Origin of the sequence: Sinomonas susongensis (assembly GCF_005877005.1) — a bacterium.
GTDB classification, from domain to species: domain Bacteria; phylum Actinomycetota; class Actinomycetes; order Actinomycetales; family Micrococcaceae; genus Sinomonas; species Sinomonas susongensis.
The window spans coordinates 164,054-180,644 of the sequence record NZ_SSNH01000001.1 but is presented as its reverse complement, the minus strand read 5'-3'; the positions used below and the strand labels follow the sequence as shown (position 1 = coordinate 180,644).

Below are 16,591 nucleotides of genomic sequence, written 5' to 3'. Positions count from 1 at the left end.
CCGTGCCAGAGGCAATGGACCCCTTCCGACTGGCCCGAGCGTGGGCACGCGGGAGGGCATTATGCGGTGGCACGATGGTTCACGAGGTACTGCACGCCTGGCAGCGGTACGTCCTTCCAGCCCCGAGGGACCTGCAGAAGGCACGCCGAATGCAGTCGTACAAGCTCAATATCGTAGCACGAAACGACGAAGCCCCTTTACACAGGCCCCCTCCCCCGTCTCGGGTACAGAAACTCCACCCGTCCCCCATCTCGGGTACGCCAACTGCGCTGGCCAAGCCGCGCCGTCGTGCGCCAACGCGGGCGGGCACCGAAGTAGCCGTACCCGAAAGCCTCCAGGGAGGGAAGTAGCCGTACCCGAAACGGTAGAGGGAGGGAGTAGCTGTACCCGAGACGGAAAAAGGCGAGCGGCCCGCCCCTCCGCTTGGAGGGACGGGCCGCTCGGAACCCTGTGTCGAACCGGGAAGGCCTACTTGGCCTTCTCGAGGATCTCCACGAGACGCCACCGCTTGGTGGCGGACAGCGGGCGGGTCTCCGCGATGAGAACGAGGTCGCCGATGCCGGCGGTGTTGTTCTCGTCGTGGGCCTTGCGCTTGCTGGTGCGGCGGATGACCTTGCCGTAGAGCGAGTGCTTAACGCGATCCTCGACCTCGACGACGATGGTCTTCTCCATCTTGTCGGACACGACGTAGCCGCGGGCCGTCTTGCGGTGGCCGCGCTCGTCGGCCGCCGCCTCAGGGGCGTTCTGCGTCACGTTGCTCTCCTCGCTCACTTGGCCTCCTCGGCTTCATCCGTGGTGGCCTCTGTCTGGGCCTCGGCGTTCGCCGCGGCCTTGGCAGCCTTCTTGGACTTCTTTGCGTCCTTCGGGCCCTCATCGGCGGACGTGGGCTCGACACGGATGCCGAGCTCGCGCTCACGGAGGACCGTGTAGATGCGGGCGATGTCCTTCTTCACGGTGCCGAGGCGGCCGTGGCTCTCAAGCTGGCCCGTTGCCGACTGGAAGCGAAGGTTGAACAGCTCTTCCTTCGCCTTCTTGAGTTCCTCGAGGAGGCGCTCGCTGTCCAGCTGGTCGAGCTTCTCAGCGGTCAGGTCCTTCGAACCGACTGCCATTCTCATTCACCACCTTCGCGACGCACGATGCGCGCCTTCAACGGGAGCTTGTGCATGGCGAGGCGCAGCGCTTCGCGCGCCACGTCTTCGTTCACACCGGCGAGCTCGAAGAGAACCCGGCCCGGCTTGACGTTGGCGACCCACCACTCCGGCGAACCCTTACCGGAACCCATGCGGGTTTCGGCCGGCTTCTTGGTGAGCGGGCGGTCCGGGTAGATGTTGATCCAGACCTTGCCACCACGCTTGATGTAGCGGGTCATCGCGATACGAGCGGCCTCGATCTGGCGGTTCGTCACGTAGGCCGGGGAAAGGGCCTGGATGCCGAACTCGCCGAAGCTGACCTTCGTGCCGCCAGTCGCAGCGCCGGAACGACCCGGGTGGTGCTGCTTGCGGTGCTTCACACGACGCGGGATAAGCATTTAAGCCTCTCCTCCTTCTGCAGGCTGCGCTGAACCTGCGGTAGCGTCGGCGGCCGGGGCCTCGGTTGCCTCAGCAGCGGCAGCCTGCGGCTGGCGGTCGCCAGACGGACGACGACGGCGCTCGCCACCACCGGGGCGGCCGGGGCGGTCGCCGCGGGGGCCGCGCGACGAAGGAGCAGCGGCGGCCTGGGCAGCCAGCTCCTTGGACGTCACATCGCCCTTGTAGATCCAGACCTTCACGCCGATGCGGCCGAAGGTCGTCTTGGCCTCGTAGAAGCCGTAGTCGATGTTCGCGCGAAGGGTGTGCAGCGGCACGCGGCCCTCGCGGTAGAACTCGGAACGGGACATCTCGGCGCCGCCGAGACGGCCGGAGCAGGCCACGCGGATGCCCTTGGCACCGGCGCGCTGCGCCGACTGCATGGCCTTCTTCATGGCGCGGCGGAACGCGACGCGGCTCGAGAGCTGCTCCGCGATGCCCTGGGCGACGAGCTGAGCCTCGATCTCGGGGTTCTTGACCTCGAGGATGTTCAGCTGGACCTGCTTGCCGGTGAGCTTCTCGAGCTCGCCGCGGATGCGGTCGGCCTCGGCGCCGCGGCGGCCGATGACGATGCCCGGACGCGCCGTGTGGATGTCCACGCGGACGCGGTCGCGGGTGCGCTCGATCTCGACGCGGGCGATGCCGGCGCGCTCCATGCCCGTGGTCATGAGCTTGCGGATCTTGACGTCCTCGCGGACGAAGTCCTTGTAGCGCTGACCGGGCTTGCTGCTGTCCGCAAACCAGTGCGAGACGTGGTCAGTGGTGATGCCGAGTCGGAACCCGTGCGGGTTGACCTTCTGTCCCATTTAGCGGGCCTCCTCGTTCTCGGGGGTCGCCACGACCACAGTGATGTGGCTGGTGCGCTTGTTGATGCGGTACGCGCGGCCCTGGGCACGCGGCTGGAACCGCTTCATCGTCGGACCCTCGTCGACGAACGCCTCGCTGATGTAGAGGTCGCTCTCGTCGAAGGGCAGACCGTCGCGGTCGGCCAGGACGCGCGCGTTGGCCATCGCGGAGGCGACCACCTTGTAGACCGGCTCCGAAGCCGCCTGCTGGGCGAACTTCAGGATTGCCAGAGCCTCATTCGCCTGCTTGCCACGAACAAGGTTGACGACGCGCCGGGCCTTCATCGGCGTTACGCGAATGTGGCGCGCAATTGCCTTGGCTTCCATTGCTTTCCTTCTCTTTCTCGAAGTTCAAGCACTGCTTCCCTCTGCCGTACGGCAGGGTCAGCGGCGCTTGCCCTTCTTGTCGTCCTTCACGTGGCCGCGGAAAGTCCGCGTCGGGGCGAATTCGCCGAGCTTGTGCCCGACCATCGACTCAGTGATGAAGACCGGGACGTGCTTCCGGCCGTCGTGCACGGCGATCGTGTGCCCGAGCATGTCGGGGATGATCATCGAGCGGCGGGACCAGGTCTTGATGACGTTCTTGGTGCCCTTATCGTTTTCCCGGGCGACCTTCACAAAGAGGTGCTGGTCAACGAAAGGACCCTTCTTCAGGCTGCGTGGCATGTGTCCAGGCTCCTATCGCTTGTTCTTGCCAGTACGACGACGGCGGACAATGAGCTTGTCGCTCTCCTTGTTGGGGCGGCGGGTGCGACCCTCGGGCTTGCCGTTCGGGTTGACCGGGTGACGACCACCGGAGGTCTTGCCCTCACCACCACCGTGCGGGTGGTCGATCGGGTTCATCGCGACACCGCGGACGGTCGGGCGGACGCCCTTCCAGCGCTTGCGGCCAGCCTTGCCCCAGTTGATGTTCGACTGCTCGGCGTTGCCGACCTCGCCGACGGTCGCGCGGCAGCGGACGTCGACGTTGCGGACCTCGCCCGAAGGAAGTCGGAGCTGGGCGTACTTGCCCTCCTTGGCGACGAGCTGCACCGAGGCACCCGCGGAGCGGGCGAGCTTGGCGCCGCCACCGGGGCGGAGCTCGACGGCGTGGATGACCGTACCGACCGGGATGTTGCGGAGCGGCAGGTTGTTGCCGGGCTTGATGTCGGCGTCCGGACCGGACTCGACGAAGTCGCCCTGCGAGAGCTTGTTCGGCGCGATGATGTAGCGCTTGGTGCCGTCCACGAAGTGGAGGAGGGCGATGCGCGCGGTGCGGTTCGGATCGTACTCGATCTCCGCGACGCGGGCGTTGACGCCGTCCTTGTCGTGGCGACGGAAGTCGATCAGACGGTACTGGCGCTTGTGCCCGCCACCCTGGTGACGGGTGGTAATACGACCCGTGTTGTTGCGGCCGCCCTTCTTGGGGAGCGGACGAACCAGGGACTTCTCCGGCGTCGAGCGCGTGATTTCTGCGAAGTCGGCCACGCTCGAGCCGCGGCGGCCCGGGGTAGTCGGCTTGTAGTTACGGATTCCCATTTACCTGTTCCTCGTTAAAGTGGTCTCCGCTCAGGCGAGCGGACCGCCGAAGATGTCGATCGTGCTGCCGTCCTTGAGAGTGACGATGGCACGCTTGGTTGCCTTGCGCTGGCCCCAGCCGAACTTGGTGCGCTTGCGCTTGCCCTCACGGTTGGCCGTGTTGACCGACGCAACCTTGACGGAGAAGATCTGCTCCACCGCGTTCTTGATCTCGGACTTGTTGGAGCGGGGGTCCACCAGGAAGGTGTACTGCCCCTCGTCGATCAGGCCGTAGCTCTTCTCGGAGACGACCGGAGCGATGATGACGTCGCGCGGATCCTTGTAGCTCGATGCAGTCACTTGGAGGTCTCCTCGTTCTTGGGCGCCCGATCGGCGACGAACGCGTCGAAGGCCGCCTTGGTGAACACCACGTCATCGGAGACCAGCACGTCGTACGTGTTGAGCTGGTCGGCGTAGAGCGCGTGGACCTCGGGGAGGTTGCGGACCGAGAGGGCTGCGTTCTCCTCGGCGCGCTCGAGAACGACAAGGATGTTCTTGCGGTCGGTGATGGACTTGAGGGTCGCGATCGCGCCCTTCGTGCTCGGCTTCTCAGCCCCGCCGAGGGTCTCCACGACGTGGATGCGGCCGTTGCGGGCGCGGTCCGAGAGGGCACCGCGGAGCGCGGCGGCCTTCATCTTCTTGGGGGTGCGCTGCGAGTAGTCGCGCGGGGTCGGGCCATGGACGACGCCGCCGCCGGTCATGTGCGGAGCGCGCACAGAACCCTGGCGGGCACGGCCCGTGCCCTTCTGCTTGAACGGCTTGCGGCCGGCACCCGAGACCTCGCCACGGTTCTTCACCTTGTGCGTGCCCTGGCGTGCAGCGGCCAGCTGGGCGACGACAACCTGGTGCAGCAGCGGCACGTTGGTCTGGACGTCGAAGATCTCTGCGGGGAGATCGACATTCACAGTTGCGTTAGCCATGAGTTCAGGCTCCCTTCACAGCGGTGCGGACGAGGACGACCGAGCCGCGGGGCCCCGGAAGGGCACCCTTGATGAGGAGCAGCGACTTCTCGGCGTCGACAGCGTGGACCGTGAGGTTGAGCGTCGTCTGACGCTCGTTGCCCATGCGGCCCGCCATGCGCAGGCCCTTGAAGACGCGGCCCGGGGTGGCGCAAGCACCGATGGAACCGGGCTTGCGGTGGTTCTTGTGGGCACCATGCGACGCGGAGACACCGGCGAAGCCATGGCGCTTCATGACACCGGCGAAGCCCTTGCCCTTGGTCGTGCCGACGACGTCGATCTTCTGACCGGCGGCGAACTGCTCGACGGAGAGCTCCTGGCCGAGCGCGTAGTCCTCGGCATCCGCGGTGCGGACCTCGACGAGGTGGCGGCGCGGGGTGACCCCGGCCTTCTCGAAGTGGCCGGCGAGCGGCTTGGTGACCTTGCGGGGGTCAATCTGGCCGTAGCCGATCTGAACGGCCACGTAGCCGTCGGTCTCAGCGTTGCGGAGCTGAGTCACGACGTTCGTGTCGGCCTTGACGACAGTGACGGGGATGACGTTGTTGTTCTCGTCCCAGACCTGGGTCATGCCGAGCTTCGTGCCCAGCAGGCCCTTGACGTTGCGGGTTGCGGTCATAGTTCTCTCAGCACCTCCCTACTAGAGCTTGATCTCGATGTTGACGTCCGCCGGCAGGTCGAGGCGCATGAGCGAGTCGACGGCCTTTGGGGTCGGATCGATGATGTCGATGAGCCGCTTGTGCGTGCGCATTTCGAAATGCTCGCGGCTGTCCTTGTACTTGTGCGGAGAACGGATAACGCAGTACACGTTCTTCTCAGTGGGCAGTGGCACGGGGCCGACCACCGTTGCGCCTGCGCGCGTGACCGTCTCAACGATCTTCCGGGCGGAAGTATCGATGACCTCGTGGTCATACGACTTCAGCCGGATGCGGATCTTCTGTCCCGCCATATCGTCTGACTCTCTTTCATGTCGTCAGTGCTGCACTGTTCGGTTTCAGCTATCCGTGGCTGCCGAGGCATTCAAGGTCGAGGCCACCACAGGCCGCACTGGCTGAATCCGGGCAATCCCGGGTTCCTCAGTCAGCCGGCCCTCCGACCCCCGCGGTCGGGCGTGTCGCGATTTTCACGCGCACGTACCCGTAGCTTCTCTGCGGAGGTGGGTCATATTTGGTCTCCAGCTTGGACCCTGCACCCGGCATTATCCGGATCGGGACGCGAAGGAGCGCTTGAACAACTCATCTAGTCTGCCAGAGATCAGCCGGGAAGGCCAATCGCGAGCCCGAGGGGCGGCCACGACCGGGAGTGCGGCTGGAAGACACCAGGGAAGACAGCCTCAGGCGACCTCCCTGCGACAGCAATCTGACCACGATGCGGATGGGCCCTTGCCTATCCAGCGCTTCCCTTACTAGTTTCGGTTCCGGAAAATGATTAGGGATCCTAATTGAATGCCGCTGGGGTTCCCCGCCTCCTGCGGCCCTCGCGCAAAGGGCAAACCCATGCATCTCTCCGTCCTCGGAACGTCCGCACCAGTCAAGGGCGAGGTTTTCGTCCCCAACTCCAAGTACCACGCCCACCGAGCGCTCATCCTCGCCTCGCTTGCACCGGGGGTGAGCCGGATCCGAGGACTCACGGATGCCCGCCACGTCCAGTACACCGTCGGCCTGCTTCGCGGACTCGGCACGCGCATCGACGTCGTAGGCGACACGTTCGTAGTCGAAGGCGGCCCCTACCGGCCGCGTCGCGAGTCCGTCTCGGCCGGCAGTTCCGGCACGACCCTGTACTTCATGGTGGGCCTCGCCTCCCTCAGCGAGTCCGACGTCATCGTCACGGGGCAGAAGTACTTCCAGCGCCGCCCCATCGGTCCCCTCCTCGCCGCTCTCCGCCAGATGGGCGCCGACGTCTCCTCCCCCGACGACTGCCCGCCCATCCGCGTCCGTGGCCACCGCCCGACGGGCGGCGACGTCCACATCGCCGGGACTCTCTCGCAGTGGATCTCCGGGCTCATCCTGCTCGCGCCGTTTGCCACCGGCCCGACCACGATCACCGTGGAGGGCGAGTTCAACGAGCGGACCTACATCGAGCTCACGGTGAGCATGATGCGCCGGTTCGGCCTGCACGTGAATGTCTCCGAGGACTGGCGCCGCTACGAGATCGAGCCGAACCAGGTGCCCGTTCCGGCCGACCTCGTGATGCCGCCGGACATAGGCTCAGCGGCCTTCGGGCTTGCCGCCGCGGCGCTGCAGCCCGCCGACGTCGTGCTCCACGGCCTGCGGAAGACGAGTGCGGGCGAGTCCGACCACCCCGAGTCGGACTTCCTCGACATCGTCTCGGCGATGGGCCTCCCCATGGCCTACGACCCCTCCGTGGACGCAGTCCGCGTCCGGCACGACGGGCTGCGCCTCTCCCCCATCGAGGTGGACTGCCGGACCGTCCCCGACATGCTGCCGATCCTGTCCACTCTCGCCACCTTCGCGGACGGCGAGAGCGTCTTCCGCAACGTCGCCCACGTCCGCCTGAAGGAGTCGGACCGCGTGGCCGCGATGCTCCAGCTCAACGGAATGGGCGGAGACCTCCGCATCGACGGCAACGACTTGCGGGTCCGAGGCGTGCGCCGGCTCGTGGCGGCCGATCTCTCCTCGTTCAACGACCATCGCGTCCTCATGTCGCTCGCCGTCGCGGCCTCCGCTGCCGAGGGCCGGTCGACCCTGACCTACCCGAACGCCTACCGGATCTCCTACCCGGAGTTCCTCACGGCAATGAACTCCCTCGGACTGTCCATGCGGGTCGAGGACGGCCCGGTGCGCCGGCCTGAGCCGAAGAAGCCCGCGGCGCGGGCCGCGCGAGACAGCGCTCGGCGGATCGCCACCCAGCGCGACGTCGACGCCGCGGCGGCCGTGCCCGGCGGGGACTGGGTCCGCCGATGGGCGGCCGAGAAGCCGAACGCGAGCGCCGTCGTCGCCGTCCGACCGCGTGTCACGGAGCACCGCACCTGGGCAGAGCTCGACGAACGCGCCGACCGCATCGCCACGCTCCTCACCCAGCTTGGCGTCGGCGCCGGCGACCGCGTGGCGGTGCAGCTGCCCAACCGCGCCGAGTTCGTCGGATGCGCGGTCGCTGCTGCGAGGATCGGCGCCGTCATCGCCCCGATCATGCCCATCTTCCGCGAGCGCGAGGTCTCCTTCGCGCTGCGGCGCTCCCAGGCCAAGGTCGTCATTCTGCCGGCTTCGTTCCGGGGCCGCCGCCATGCCGACGAACTCGCCTCGATCATCCGGGGCGAGGACGACGGCGGGTCGGACCTCCCGCTCATGCTGCGGCACGTCGTCGTCATCTCCGACGACGACGGCGACGCGGCCCCTGCGGGCCACGCCGCCACAGCCACGGGAAGTGACGAGGGCGCCCCCGAATGGCACGACTGGGACGAAGCCCTGGCCCGCGTCGTCGTCGACCGCGAGGCCCTCGACGCCCTCGCACCCGACGCCTCCGCCCACGCACAGCTGCTGTTCACGTCGGGCACCTCCGGCGAGCCCAAGGCGGTCCTCCAGCGGCACTCCGTGCTGAGCCGCGCGGCGGCGATGGAGGCCCGCCACCTCGGCCTCACCGGCGACGACACGGTCTACATCCCCTCGCCGCTCGCCCACCAGACCGGCTTCCTCTACGGCATGTGGCTCGCGTTCGTGCTCGGCGCACCCCAGGTCGTGCAGGAGGTGTGGGACCCGCAGCGGGCCCTCGACGCGATGCAGGGCTGGCGCGTCACGTTCGTGCAGGCGGCCACGCCGTTCCTCATGGACCTCCTGAAGAAGGTCGAGGAGACTGGCCAGGTGCCCGAGAGCCTGCGCATCTTCGTCGTGACCGGCGCCGCCGTGCCACGTGCGCTCGCCGAGCGGGCGACCCGAGTGCTCGGCGCATCCGTGTGCGGCGCGTTCGGCACGACCGAGACGTGCCTCGGGGCTCTTGCCACCCCGGCGGACGAGCCCGTCAAGATGTGGGGCACGGACGGCCGTGTGCTCGACGGCGTGAAGCTGCGGATCGTGACCGACGACGGGCACCCCCTCCCTTCTGGCGTCGAAGGCACCTTCGAGCTCAAGAGCCCCACGATGTTCGAGGGCTATCTCGACCGTCCGGACCTCACCGCCGCCGCCTTCACCGAGGACGGGTGGTACCGCACGGGCGACCTCGGCATCATCGACGAGGCCGGGTTCCTGCGCATCACGGGCAGGGTCCGCGACGTGATCAACCGCGGCGGCGAGAAGATCCCGGTCGCGGAGATCGAGCAGCTCCTGTTCGAGCACCCGCTCGTGGAGGACGTTGCCCTCGCGGCCATACCGGACGAGCGGCTCGGCGAGCGCGCGTGCGCGTTCGTGGTGCCGGCCCCGGACGGCAGGCTGACCTTCGAGGAGATGCAGGAGTATCTGGACGCGCACCAGGTCTCCAAGCACTATTGGCCTGAACGGCTCGAGATCGTGGACGCGCTCCCCCGCAACGCGGTGGGCAAGATCCAGAAGTACCTGCTCCGGGAACAGGCCAGGAACCTGACGCCGCAGCGGGCAGACCACGGAGGAAGCAAGTGACCATCACCAGCATCACTCTCGACGGGCGCGGCAGCTCCCTCACCGAAGCGGAGTACGAGCGGCTCAGGGCCGAGGTCGAGGCGTGGGTCCGCGGCCCCGGCGAGGCGTGGGCCGAGCGCATCGAGGCCTCGGGCGAGGTCCCCGAGGAGCTGTGGACAGAGCTCAGGGAGCGAGGGTTCCTCTCGCTAGCGGCCCCCGTGGAGCTCGGCGGCCACGGCCTGAGCTTCGTCCAGTGGATGGGCCTCATGGAGGTCTTCTCCCGCTCGCACGCCTCCGTCCGCATGATCGTGCACGTCGTGAACGGCACGTGGCGTGCCATGAACCCGTTCGCGAACCACGACCAGCGGGAGCGCTTCGTCAAGCCCTCGATCGCGGGCGACATCAAGGTCGCCTTCACGCTCACGGAGCCGGGCAATGGGACCGGCGCGGACATCACGAGCACCGTGCGGCGCGAAGGCGACACGTACTACCTCACGGGACGCAAGCACCTCATCACGTTCGGCGTCCGCTGCGACTACTGGCTCCTCTTCGCCCGGCTCGAGGGCAGCACGGGCAAACACGGCACCGTGGCGCTCCTCGTCGACCGGCACGCCCCGGGCGCGACCGTGCTGGACACGTCCGAGACCATGGGGGTGCGGGGCACGGACCACGCGGAGCTCGTCTTCGCCGACACTCCGGTTCCCGTCGCCAACCGGCTGGGCGAGGAGGGCGACGGCCTCGCCGTGGCCCTCGGAGGCTTCCTCACCCCCAGCCGCATCTCGGTCGCCATGAGCTGCGTCGGCCTCGCGGAGCGCGCCCAGGAGCTCGCCGTCGACTACGCCCTGCGCCGCGTGACGTTCGGCAAGCAGCTCTCCGAACGCCAGTCGATTGCGTTCCAGATCGCCGAGAACGAGGCGGACATCGAGGCGGCGAAGGCGCTCGTCCTCCACGCGGCCGAACAATGGCAGGAGGGGCGCGAATCCGCGGGAGCCCTTTCGTCCATGGCCAAGATGACCGCGGTCGACATGCTCACGCGCGTGACGGACAAGGCCCTGCAGGTCCATGGTGGACTCGGGTACTGGAAGACCCAGACCATCGAGCGCGTGTACCGGGACGCTCGGGCGCAGCGCTTCGAGGAGGGCACGAACGAGATCCAGAAGACTGTTGTGGCGCGGGACGTGTTCCGCCGCGCTGCCGCGAAGGAGACGAAGTGACGGACAAGGTCCACGCAGACAAGATCGCCCTCATCACCGGGGCCTCCCGGGGCATCGGGCGTCAGCTCGCCGAGCAGCTCGCCTCCGGCGGCGCGAAGGTGGTCGTCAACTACAAGAAGAACGTCGGGCTCGCCCAGGACGTTGTCGAGCGCCTCAAGGAGCTCGGCGGCGACGGCATCGCCGTCCAGGCCGACGTCGAGAACCCCGAGGACATCGTGCGCCTCTTCGACATGGTCGCCGAGACGTACGGGCGGCTCGACTACTTCGTGAACAACGCGGCCGCGGCTGCCTTCAAGCGCGTCATGGAGCTCCGCACGCACCACCTCGACCGCTCGTACGCCATGAACGTGCGACCGTTCGTCCTCGGCAGCGAGGAGGCCGTGAAGCTCATGGACCAGGGCGGCCGCATCGTCGCAGTGACGAGCTACGGAAGCCAGCGCGCATTCCCGACCTACGCCGCGCTCGGCTCCTACAAGGCCGCGGTAGAGTCATTTGTCCGCTACATGGCTGTGGAGTTCGCTCCCTACGGCATCAACGTGAACGCCGTCAACGGCGGGCTCATCGACTCCGACTCGCTCGAGTACTTCTACAACGTCCCCGGACAGGCCCCCATGGACTCGGTTATCTCGAAGATCCCTAAGGGGCGCCCGGGCACCATCGCGGACATGGCCAACGCGATCGAGTTCCTGCTCTCACCCACCTCGGACTACATCACCGGCCAGACCCTCGTGGTCGACGGCGGCATGACGGTCGCCGCGCCGCCGTACTTCTACGAGACGAGCGAGCCGATCAGCATCCCCGAACGGCCCACGCGCTGATGTCGGAGCGCGCGTTCACGCCGACGCGAGTCGGCACGCTCGAGTTGAAGCACCGGATCGTCATGGGTTCGATGCACCTCAACCTCGAGCGCACCGACGACGGCGGAGCCGCGCTCGCCCAGTTCTACCGCGAGCGGGCGCTCGGCGGGGCCGACCTCATCATCACGGGCGGCGCCGCGGTGAACCGCGAGGGTTCCGGGGGCCGGACTTTCGCGCTCCTCAACGAGCCGGAGTCCGCCCCGGCACTCACGCGTGCCGCGGCCGCCGTCCACGAGGCCGGCGGCCATCTCGCGCTGCAGCTCTTCCACGCAGGCCGCTACGCGTTCGAGGCCACTTTCGGCCTGAGGCCCCTCGCGCCGTCGGCGGTCTACAGCCGCTTCTCCCGGTGCGAGCCGGAGGCGATGGACGAGGAGCAGATCCGGCGCACCATTGCCGACTTCGCCTCGGGCGCCCGCCGTGCCAAGGAACTCGGCTTCGACGCGGTCGAGATCATGGCGTCCGAGGGCTATCTCATCAACCAGTTCGTCTCTCCGCTCACCAACCTGCGGGACGACGCGTGGGGCGGCGACGCCGGGCGACGGCGCCGCTTCCCGCTTGCCGTCCTCGCCGCGGTGCGGGAGGCCGTCGGACGGGAGTTCCCCGTCATTGTCAGGACCTCGGGCACGGACCTCATGGACGGCTCGAGCACCGACCGCGAGCTCGACGACCTGGCTGTCGCGCTCGCTGCCGGGGGCGCCGACGCGCTGAACGTGGGCGTCGGCTGGCACGAATCGACGGTTCCCACGGTCCAGGCCCTGGTCCCGCACGGGCACTGGCTCAGTGTGGCCCGGCGCGTGCGGACGGCCATCCGGGCGGCCGGGTTCGAGACTCCGGTCATCGGGTCCAACCGGGTCAACTCCGTCGCCCTGGCAGAGGAGGCGCTGGCCCGCGGCGACGCGGACCTCGTGGCCATGGCCCGGCCCTTCCTCGCGGACCCGCGCATCATCGAGACTTCGCGCGCGGGGCTGCTCCCGCTCGTCAATACGTGCATCGGCTGCAACGAGGCGTGCCTCGACCGTTCGTTCGGCGACGAGCCCGTCTCGTGCCTCGTCAATCCGAGGGCCGGGCGCGAGCTCGCCTACCCGCCGATCCCGCTGCCCGCCCTGCCCCGGTCAGAAGAGGCACCCTCACAGGCTCCGGTCAGCGGGCCCGGACAGGCCGCCGTCGTCGGCGCTGGGCCCGCGGGGCTGCAGGCGGCCGCGACCCTCGCCGCCGCCGGGGTCCGGGTGGACCTGTACGAGGCGGCCGACGCGATCGGCGGCCAGTTCCAGCTAGCCGGCCGGGTGCCGGGGAAGTCCGACTTCCTCGAGACCATCCGATACTTCGAGAACCTCCTTCCGGGGCTCGGCGTCCGGGTGCTCACCGGTACCCCGGCGACACCGGCGGACCTCGCGGGCTACTCGCATGTCGTGGTCGCGACCGGCGTCGTGCCCCGCAGAGTACGGATCCCGGGCGCTGAGCTGGGACACGTCCTCGACTACCGGGAGGCGTTCACGGCGCCGGCCCGGGTGGGCCGCCGCGTGGCGATCGTCGGCGGCGGCGGAATCGCCGTCGACCTCGCCCACCTGCTGGCGGAGGCGGACCCGGGGCGGGAGATCGCCATCATGCGCCGCAGCGGGCGGATCGGGGCAGGAATCGGCCCCTCGACCCGCTGGGCCGTCCTCGCCGAGCTCCGCGCCGCCGGCGTTCGGACGCTCACCGGGGTGGGCTACCGCAGGATCACGGCCGACGGCGTCGAGATCACCGATCCGGACGGTGCCCTTGAGCTCGTCCCCGGCGACACGGTGATCCTCGCCGCCGGGCAGGAGCCCCACGCCTCGCTCGCCGAAGGGCTCGCGCTCGAGGGTGTCCCGTACACCGTGATCGGCGGCGCCCGGGACGCGAGCGGGCTCAACGCCGTCCGCGCGTTCGACGACGGGCTCCGCGCGGGAACCGCCATCGCGGCACTGCTGGCCGGCGCGCCCGCCGCAGCACACTGAAGCCAGCGGTGCCGAGCCCGGGATTCCGGGCGAACCCCCGCTTCGGCGATGGCCAAGCGGCGCGCTCGGCGCGATGATAGGCCCATGCCGCGCCCCGCCGTCGACCGTCTGGCAGCCCTGCTGCCGCCGGGCTTCACGCTCGGCGTCGCGACGGCCGCCTTCCAGATCGAGGGAGCGGTCGACGACGACGGCCGGGGCCCGTCGGGATGGGACGCCTTCGCGCGCTCCCCGGGGATGATCGCCGATGGCGCCTCCCCCGACGTCGCCGACGACCACTATCATCGCGCCGACGAGGACCTTGCCCTCCTCGCGCGCCTCGGGGTCGATGCGTACCGCCTCTCGATCGCGTGGCCTCGCGTCCAGCCAGAGGGCCGGGGTGCCTGGAACGAGAAGGGCTGGGCCTTCTACGAGCGGCTCCTCGACTGGCTCGTCGACGCCGGCATCCGCCCGATCGTGACCCTGTACCACTGGGACACCCCACTCCCCCTCGAGCAGGACGGAGGGTGGCTCTCCCGGGGGACGGCGGGGCGGTTCGCCGAATACGCCGAGGAGGCGGGACGCCGGCTGGGCGACCGCGTGGACCAGTGGGTCACCCTCAACGAGCCCGTGACCGTCACCCTCAACGGATATGCCCTCGGCGTTCACGCCCCCGGGAAGCAGCTCCTCTACGAAGCCCTGCCCACCGTCCACCACCAGCTCCTCGCGCACGGACTCGCGGTCCAGGCGCTGCGCGCAGCGACCCGCGACGGCAGGATCGGGATCACCAACCTCCATGCGCCCGTGTCGGCGAAATCATGGGGCCCGCTCGACCGTCTCCACGCGGGCCTCTTCGACGTCATCTTCAACCGCCTCTTCGCCGATCCGATCCTGCTGGGCCGATACCCGCGTGTCCCGTGGATCGCGAAGCGCGACTTCGCGCCGCTCGTGCGCGCGGTGCGGCCCGACGACCTCGACGTCATCCACGAGCCGCTCGACTTCTATGGCCTCAACTACTACTACCCCGTCCGCATCGGCGCCGGCGCCTCGAAAACGCCGAGGGCGCCCGACGGGCAGCACCGCCCTGTCGCCGCCCTCCAACGGCTCCCGTTCCACCTCGCCGAGTTTCCAGAACTCCCCCGCACCGGATTCGGCTGGCCCATCGCGCCCGCACACCTGGCGACCCTGCTCGTCCAGCTGCGCCATCGCTACCGCGACGCGCTTCCGCCGGTCCTCATCACCGAGAACGGCGCGAGCTTTCCCGAGCCCGCTACTGCGGCCGGGCCGATCGACGACAGCGAGCGGATCGACTACCTCGCCGCACATCTCGAGTCGGCACTGCGGTCCGTGGCTCCAGGCGGACCGGCGGAGGGGGTTCGGCTGGCCGGCTGGTTCGTGTGGACCCTCCTCGACAATTTCGAGTGGGCCGCGGGCTACACCCAGCGCTTCGGACTCGTCCACGTCGACTTCGACACCCTCGAGCGGACGCCGAAGGCCTCGTTCGAGTGGCTACGGCAGCTCACCGCAGCGCGGGCGGGGTCTGGGACGTAGCTATTCCCCTCGATTGGAGCGGCGGATGCGCCGTGCGCGCTCGATCTCGTTCTTGAAGTTCTTCCGGATGCTGAAATAGCCGCCCACGATCACGATGACCAGGGCGATGACGATGATCCAGGCCACGGCGCGTTTCCTCCCTCGGGTGCGCCGGCTGTGCTGCTGCCGGCGTTCCTACCGTAGCAGCGCAAAAGGAAAACCCCGCCGCAGTGCTGCGACGGGGTTTTCCTCAGCTAAGGCCTGCTACCGGCCTCGAAGATCTCGAAGAGACTACTTGATGATCTTCGTGACGCGGCCCGAGCCAACGGTGCGGCCACCCTCACGGATGGCGAAGCCGAGGCCCTCTTCCATAGCGATCGGCTGGATGAGCTGAACGGTCATCTCAGTGTTGTCGCCAGGCATGACCATCTCGGTGCCCTCGGGGAGGGTGATGACGCCGGTCACGTCCGTGGTACGGAAGTAGAACTGCGGGCGGTAGTTCGAGTAGAACGGGTTGTGACGCCCACCCTCGTCCTTGGAGAGGATGTAGACGTTCGCCTCGAAGTCGGTGTGCGGGGTGATCGAACCCGGCTTGACGACGACCTGGCCGCGCTCGACATCCTCGCGCTTGATGCCGCGGAGGAGAAGGCCGCAGTTCTCGCCGGCCCATGCCTCGTCGAGCTGCTTGTGGAACATCTCGATACCCGTGACCGTGGTCTTCTGGATCGGGCGGATACCGACGATCTCGACCTCGGAGTTGAGGGCGAGCGTGCCACGCTCGGCGCGGCCCGTCACGACGGTGCCACGACCGGTGATCGTGAAGACGTCCTCGATCGGCATGAGGAAGGGCTTGTCGCGGTCACGAACCGGGTCCGGAACGTTCTCGTCGACGGCGTCCATGAGGTCCTCGACGGACTTGACCCACTTGGGGTCTCCCTCGAGGGCCTTGAGGCCGGAGACGCGGACGACGGGAGCGTTGTCGCCGTCGAAGCCCTGCGAGGACAGGAGCTCGCGGACCTCCATCTCGACGAGGTCAAGGAGCTCCTCGTCGTCGACCATGTCAGCCTTGTTCAGCGCGACCAGGAGGTAGGGAACGCCGACCTGGCGGGCGAGCAGAACGTGCTCGCGGGTCTGGGCCATCGGACCATCGGTCGCGGCGACCACGAGGATCGCACCGTCCATCTGAGCCGCACCGGTGATCATGTTCTTGATGTAGTCGGCGTGGCCCGGAGCATCGACGTGAGCGTAGTGACGCTTCTCCGTCTGGTACTCGATGTGGGCGATGTTGATCGTGATACCGCGCTGGCGCTCCTCCGGAGCCGCGTCGATCGACGAGAAGTCACGCTTCTCGTTCAGGTCCGGGTACTTGTCGGCAAGCACCTTGGAAATGGCAGCGGTCAACGTGGTCTTGCCATGGTCGACGTGACCGATGGTGCCGATGTTGACGTGCGGCTTAGTCCGCTCGAACTTTGCCTTCGCCACTGGTTCCTCCTATGAAGGTTTCTTAAGAAGACTGCCTCCAGCCGCGCTTGTCGCAACTGAAACTCTTGCAAGTCTACTGGGGG

18 protein-coding genes are annotated in these 16,591 nt (G+C 68.2%); 5 read left to right on the top strand and 13 right to left on the bottom strand.

The genetic code is table 11. From position 1 onward, the window contains the following. Nucleotides 1-468: 468 nt before the first annotated feature. From rpsQ to rpsJ, 11 genes are read right to left on the bottom strand one after another with little or no spacing between them, the layout of a single operon-like run. The gene (rpsQ, locus tag E6A21_RS00830; RefSeq protein ID WP_138442244.1) at nt 469-771 is read right to left on the bottom strand and encodes a 30S ribosomal protein S17; all 303 of its coding nucleotides are present in this window, start codon (nt 769-771) and stop codon (nt 469-471) included. Continuing rightward, nucleotides 768-1,109: a 50S ribosomal protein L29 gene (rpmC, locus tag E6A21_RS00825; RefSeq protein WP_138442653.1), complete on the bottom strand. Its 342-nt coding sequence runs from the start codon at nt 1,107-1,109 to the stop codon at nt 768-770. The genes rpsQ and rpmC overlap by 4 nt, the downstream gene beginning before the upstream one ends. Nucleotides 1,110-1,111: 2 nt before the next feature. Next, nucleotides 1,112-1,528, bottom strand: a complete 417-nt coding sequence (gene rplP / locus E6A21_RS00820; RefSeq protein WP_043119388.1) for a 50S ribosomal protein L16 — start codon at nt 1,526-1,528, stop codon at nt 1,112-1,114. Continuing rightward, the gene (rpsC, locus tag E6A21_RS00815; RefSeq protein WP_138442243.1) at nt 1,529-2,371 is read right to left on the bottom strand and encodes a 30S ribosomal protein S3; all 843 of its coding nucleotides are present in this window, start codon (nt 2,369-2,371) and stop codon (nt 1,529-1,531) included. After that, entirely contained in the window at nt 2,372-2,737 is a 366-nt protein-coding gene (gene rplV, locus E6A21_RS00810) for a 50S ribosomal protein L22 (protein WP_138442242.1), read from the bottom strand. It abuts the gene before it with no gap. A 57-nt stretch (nt 2,738-2,794) separates the two neighbouring features. Next, nucleotides 2,795-3,076 carry a 30S ribosomal protein S19 gene (gene rpsS / locus E6A21_RS00805; protein ID WP_043119392.1) on the bottom strand — a complete coding sequence of 94 codons (282 nt, stop codon included), beginning with the start codon at nt 3,074-3,076 and terminating at the stop codon, nt 2,795-2,797. 12 nt (nt 3,077-3,088) lie between these two features. Beyond that, nucleotides 3,089-3,928: a 50S ribosomal protein L2 gene (rplB, locus tag E6A21_RS00800; protein ID WP_138442241.1), complete on the bottom strand. Its 840-nt coding sequence runs from the start codon at nt 3,926-3,928 to the stop codon at nt 3,089-3,091. A 30-nt stretch (nt 3,929-3,958) separates the two neighbouring features. Then, on the bottom strand, nt 3,959-4,267 hold the full coding sequence (gene rplW, locus E6A21_RS00795; protein ID WP_043119394.1) for a 50S ribosomal protein L23: 309 nt from the start codon (nt 4,265-4,267) through the stop codon (nt 3,959-3,961). Beyond that, a complete protein-coding gene (gene rplD / locus E6A21_RS00790) occupies nt 4,264-4,887 on the bottom strand; it encodes a 50S ribosomal protein L4 (protein ID WP_138442240.1) in 624 nt (207 codons plus the stop codon). Before rplD ends, rplW begins: the two co-directional genes overlap by 4 nt. Nucleotides 4,888-4,891: 4 nt before the next feature. Next, nucleotides 4,892-5,542 (bottom strand): 50S ribosomal protein L3, encoded by a 651-nt coding sequence (gene rplC / locus E6A21_RS00785; RefSeq protein ID WP_138442239.1) that lies wholly within the window; start codon nt 5,540-5,542, stop codon nt 4,892-4,894. A gap of 21 nt (nt 5,543-5,563) precedes the next feature. Then, complete coding sequence (rpsJ, locus tag E6A21_RS00780; RefSeq protein ID WP_043119398.1) at nt 5,564-5,872, bottom strand: 30S ribosomal protein S10; 309 nt, start codon at nt 5,870-5,872, stop codon at nt 5,564-5,566. 547 nt (nt 5,873-6,419) lie between these two features. On the opposite strand from rpsJ, the gene aroA reads away from it, so the two are divergent. The 5 genes from aroA (at nt 6,420) to E6A21_RS00755 (ending at nt 15,047) form a co-directional block, all read left to right on the top strand. Further along, complete coding sequence (aroA, locus tag E6A21_RS00775; RefSeq protein ID WP_138442237.1) at nt 6,420-9,491, top strand: 3-phosphoshikimate 1-carboxyvinyltransferase; 3,072 nt, start codon at nt 6,420-6,422, stop codon at nt 9,489-9,491. After that, nucleotides 9,488-10,684 carry an acyl-CoA dehydrogenase family protein gene (locus E6A21_RS00770; RefSeq protein ID WP_212745853.1) on the top strand — a complete coding sequence of 399 codons (1,197 nt, stop codon included), beginning with the start codon at nt 9,488-9,490 and terminating at the stop codon, nt 10,682-10,684. The genes aroA and E6A21_RS00770 overlap by 4 nt, the downstream gene beginning before the upstream one ends. After that, nucleotides 10,681-11,502, top strand: coding sequence for an SDR family oxidoreductase (locus tag E6A21_RS00765; RefSeq protein ID WP_138442235.1), 822 nt, complete (start codon nt 10,681-10,683; stop codon nt 11,500-11,502). The genes E6A21_RS00770 and E6A21_RS00765 overlap by 4 nt, the downstream gene beginning before the upstream one ends. Then, on the top strand, nt 11,502-13,520 hold the full coding sequence (locus E6A21_RS00760) for an oxidoreductase (RefSeq protein ID WP_138442233.1): 2,019 nt from the start codon (nt 11,502-11,504) through the stop codon (nt 13,518-13,520). The genes E6A21_RS00765 and E6A21_RS00760 overlap by 1 nt, the downstream gene beginning before the upstream one ends. A gap of 84 nt (nt 13,521-13,604) precedes the next feature. After that, nucleotides 13,605-15,047 carry a GH1 family beta-glucosidase gene (locus E6A21_RS00755; RefSeq protein ID WP_138442231.1) on the top strand — a complete coding sequence of 481 codons (1,443 nt, stop codon included), beginning with the start codon at nt 13,605-13,607 and terminating at the stop codon, nt 15,045-15,047. Here the strand turns inward: E6A21_RS00755 and E6A21_RS18265 are convergent, their stop codons facing one another. Further along, on the bottom strand, nt 15,048-15,173 hold the full coding sequence (locus E6A21_RS18265; RefSeq protein ID WP_281281540.1) for a hypothetical protein: 126 nt from the start codon (nt 15,171-15,173) through the stop codon (nt 15,048-15,050). Nucleotides 15,174-15,317: 144 nt separating this feature from the next. Further along, nucleotides 15,318-16,508, bottom strand: coding sequence for an elongation factor Tu (tuf, locus tag E6A21_RS00750; RefSeq protein ID WP_138442229.1), 1,191 nt, complete (start codon nt 16,506-16,508; stop codon nt 15,318-15,320). Between the last annotated feature and the right edge of the window lie 83 nt (nt 16,509-16,591).

Excerpts from the sequence above, each read along its gene's own strand:
- rpmC (WP_138442653.1), bottom strand. The coding sequence starts at position 1,109 with ATGGCAGTCGGTTCGAAGGACCTGACCGCTGAGAAGCTCGACCAGCTG.
- rpsJ (WP_043119398.1), bottom strand. The coding sequence starts at position 5,872 with ATGGCGGGACAGAAGATCCGCATCCGGCTGAAGTCGTATGACCACGAG.
- E6A21_RS00760 (WP_138442233.1), top strand. The coding sequence starts at position 11,502 with ATGTCGGAGCGCGCGTTCACGCCGACGCGAGTCGGCACGCTCGAGTTG.
- rplB (WP_138442241.1), bottom strand. The coding sequence starts at position 3,928 with ATGGGAATCCGTAACTACAAGCCGACTACCCCGGGCCGCCGCGGCTCG.
- rpsC (WP_138442243.1), bottom strand. The coding sequence starts at position 2,371 with ATGGGACAGAAGGTCAACCCGCACGGGTTCCGACTCGGCATCACCACT.
- rplV (WP_138442242.1), bottom strand. The coding sequence starts at position 2,737 with ATGGAAGCCAAGGCAATTGCGCGCCACATTCGCGTAACGCCGATGAAG.
- rplP (WP_043119388.1), bottom strand. The coding sequence starts at position 1,528 with ATGCTTATCCCGCGTCGTGTGAAGCACCGCAAGCAGCACCACCCGGGT.
- aroA (WP_138442237.1), top strand. The coding sequence starts at position 6,420 with ATGCATCTCTCCGTCCTCGGAACGTCCGCACCAGTCAAGGGCGAGGTT.
- rplD (WP_138442240.1), bottom strand. The coding sequence starts at position 4,887 with ATGGCTAACGCAACTGTGAATGTCGATCTCCCCGCAGAGATCTTCGAC.
- rplC (WP_138442239.1), bottom strand. The coding sequence starts at position 5,542 with ATGACCGCAACCCGCAACGTCAAGGGCCTGCTGGGCACGAAGCTCGGC.
- E6A21_RS00755 (WP_138442231.1), top strand. The coding sequence starts at position 13,605 with ATGCCGCGCCCCGCCGTCGACCGTCTGGCAGCCCTGCTGCCGCCGGGC.
- rpsS (WP_043119392.1), bottom strand. The coding sequence starts at position 3,076 with ATGCCACGCAGCCTGAAGAAGGGTCCTTTCGTTGACCAGCACCTCTTT.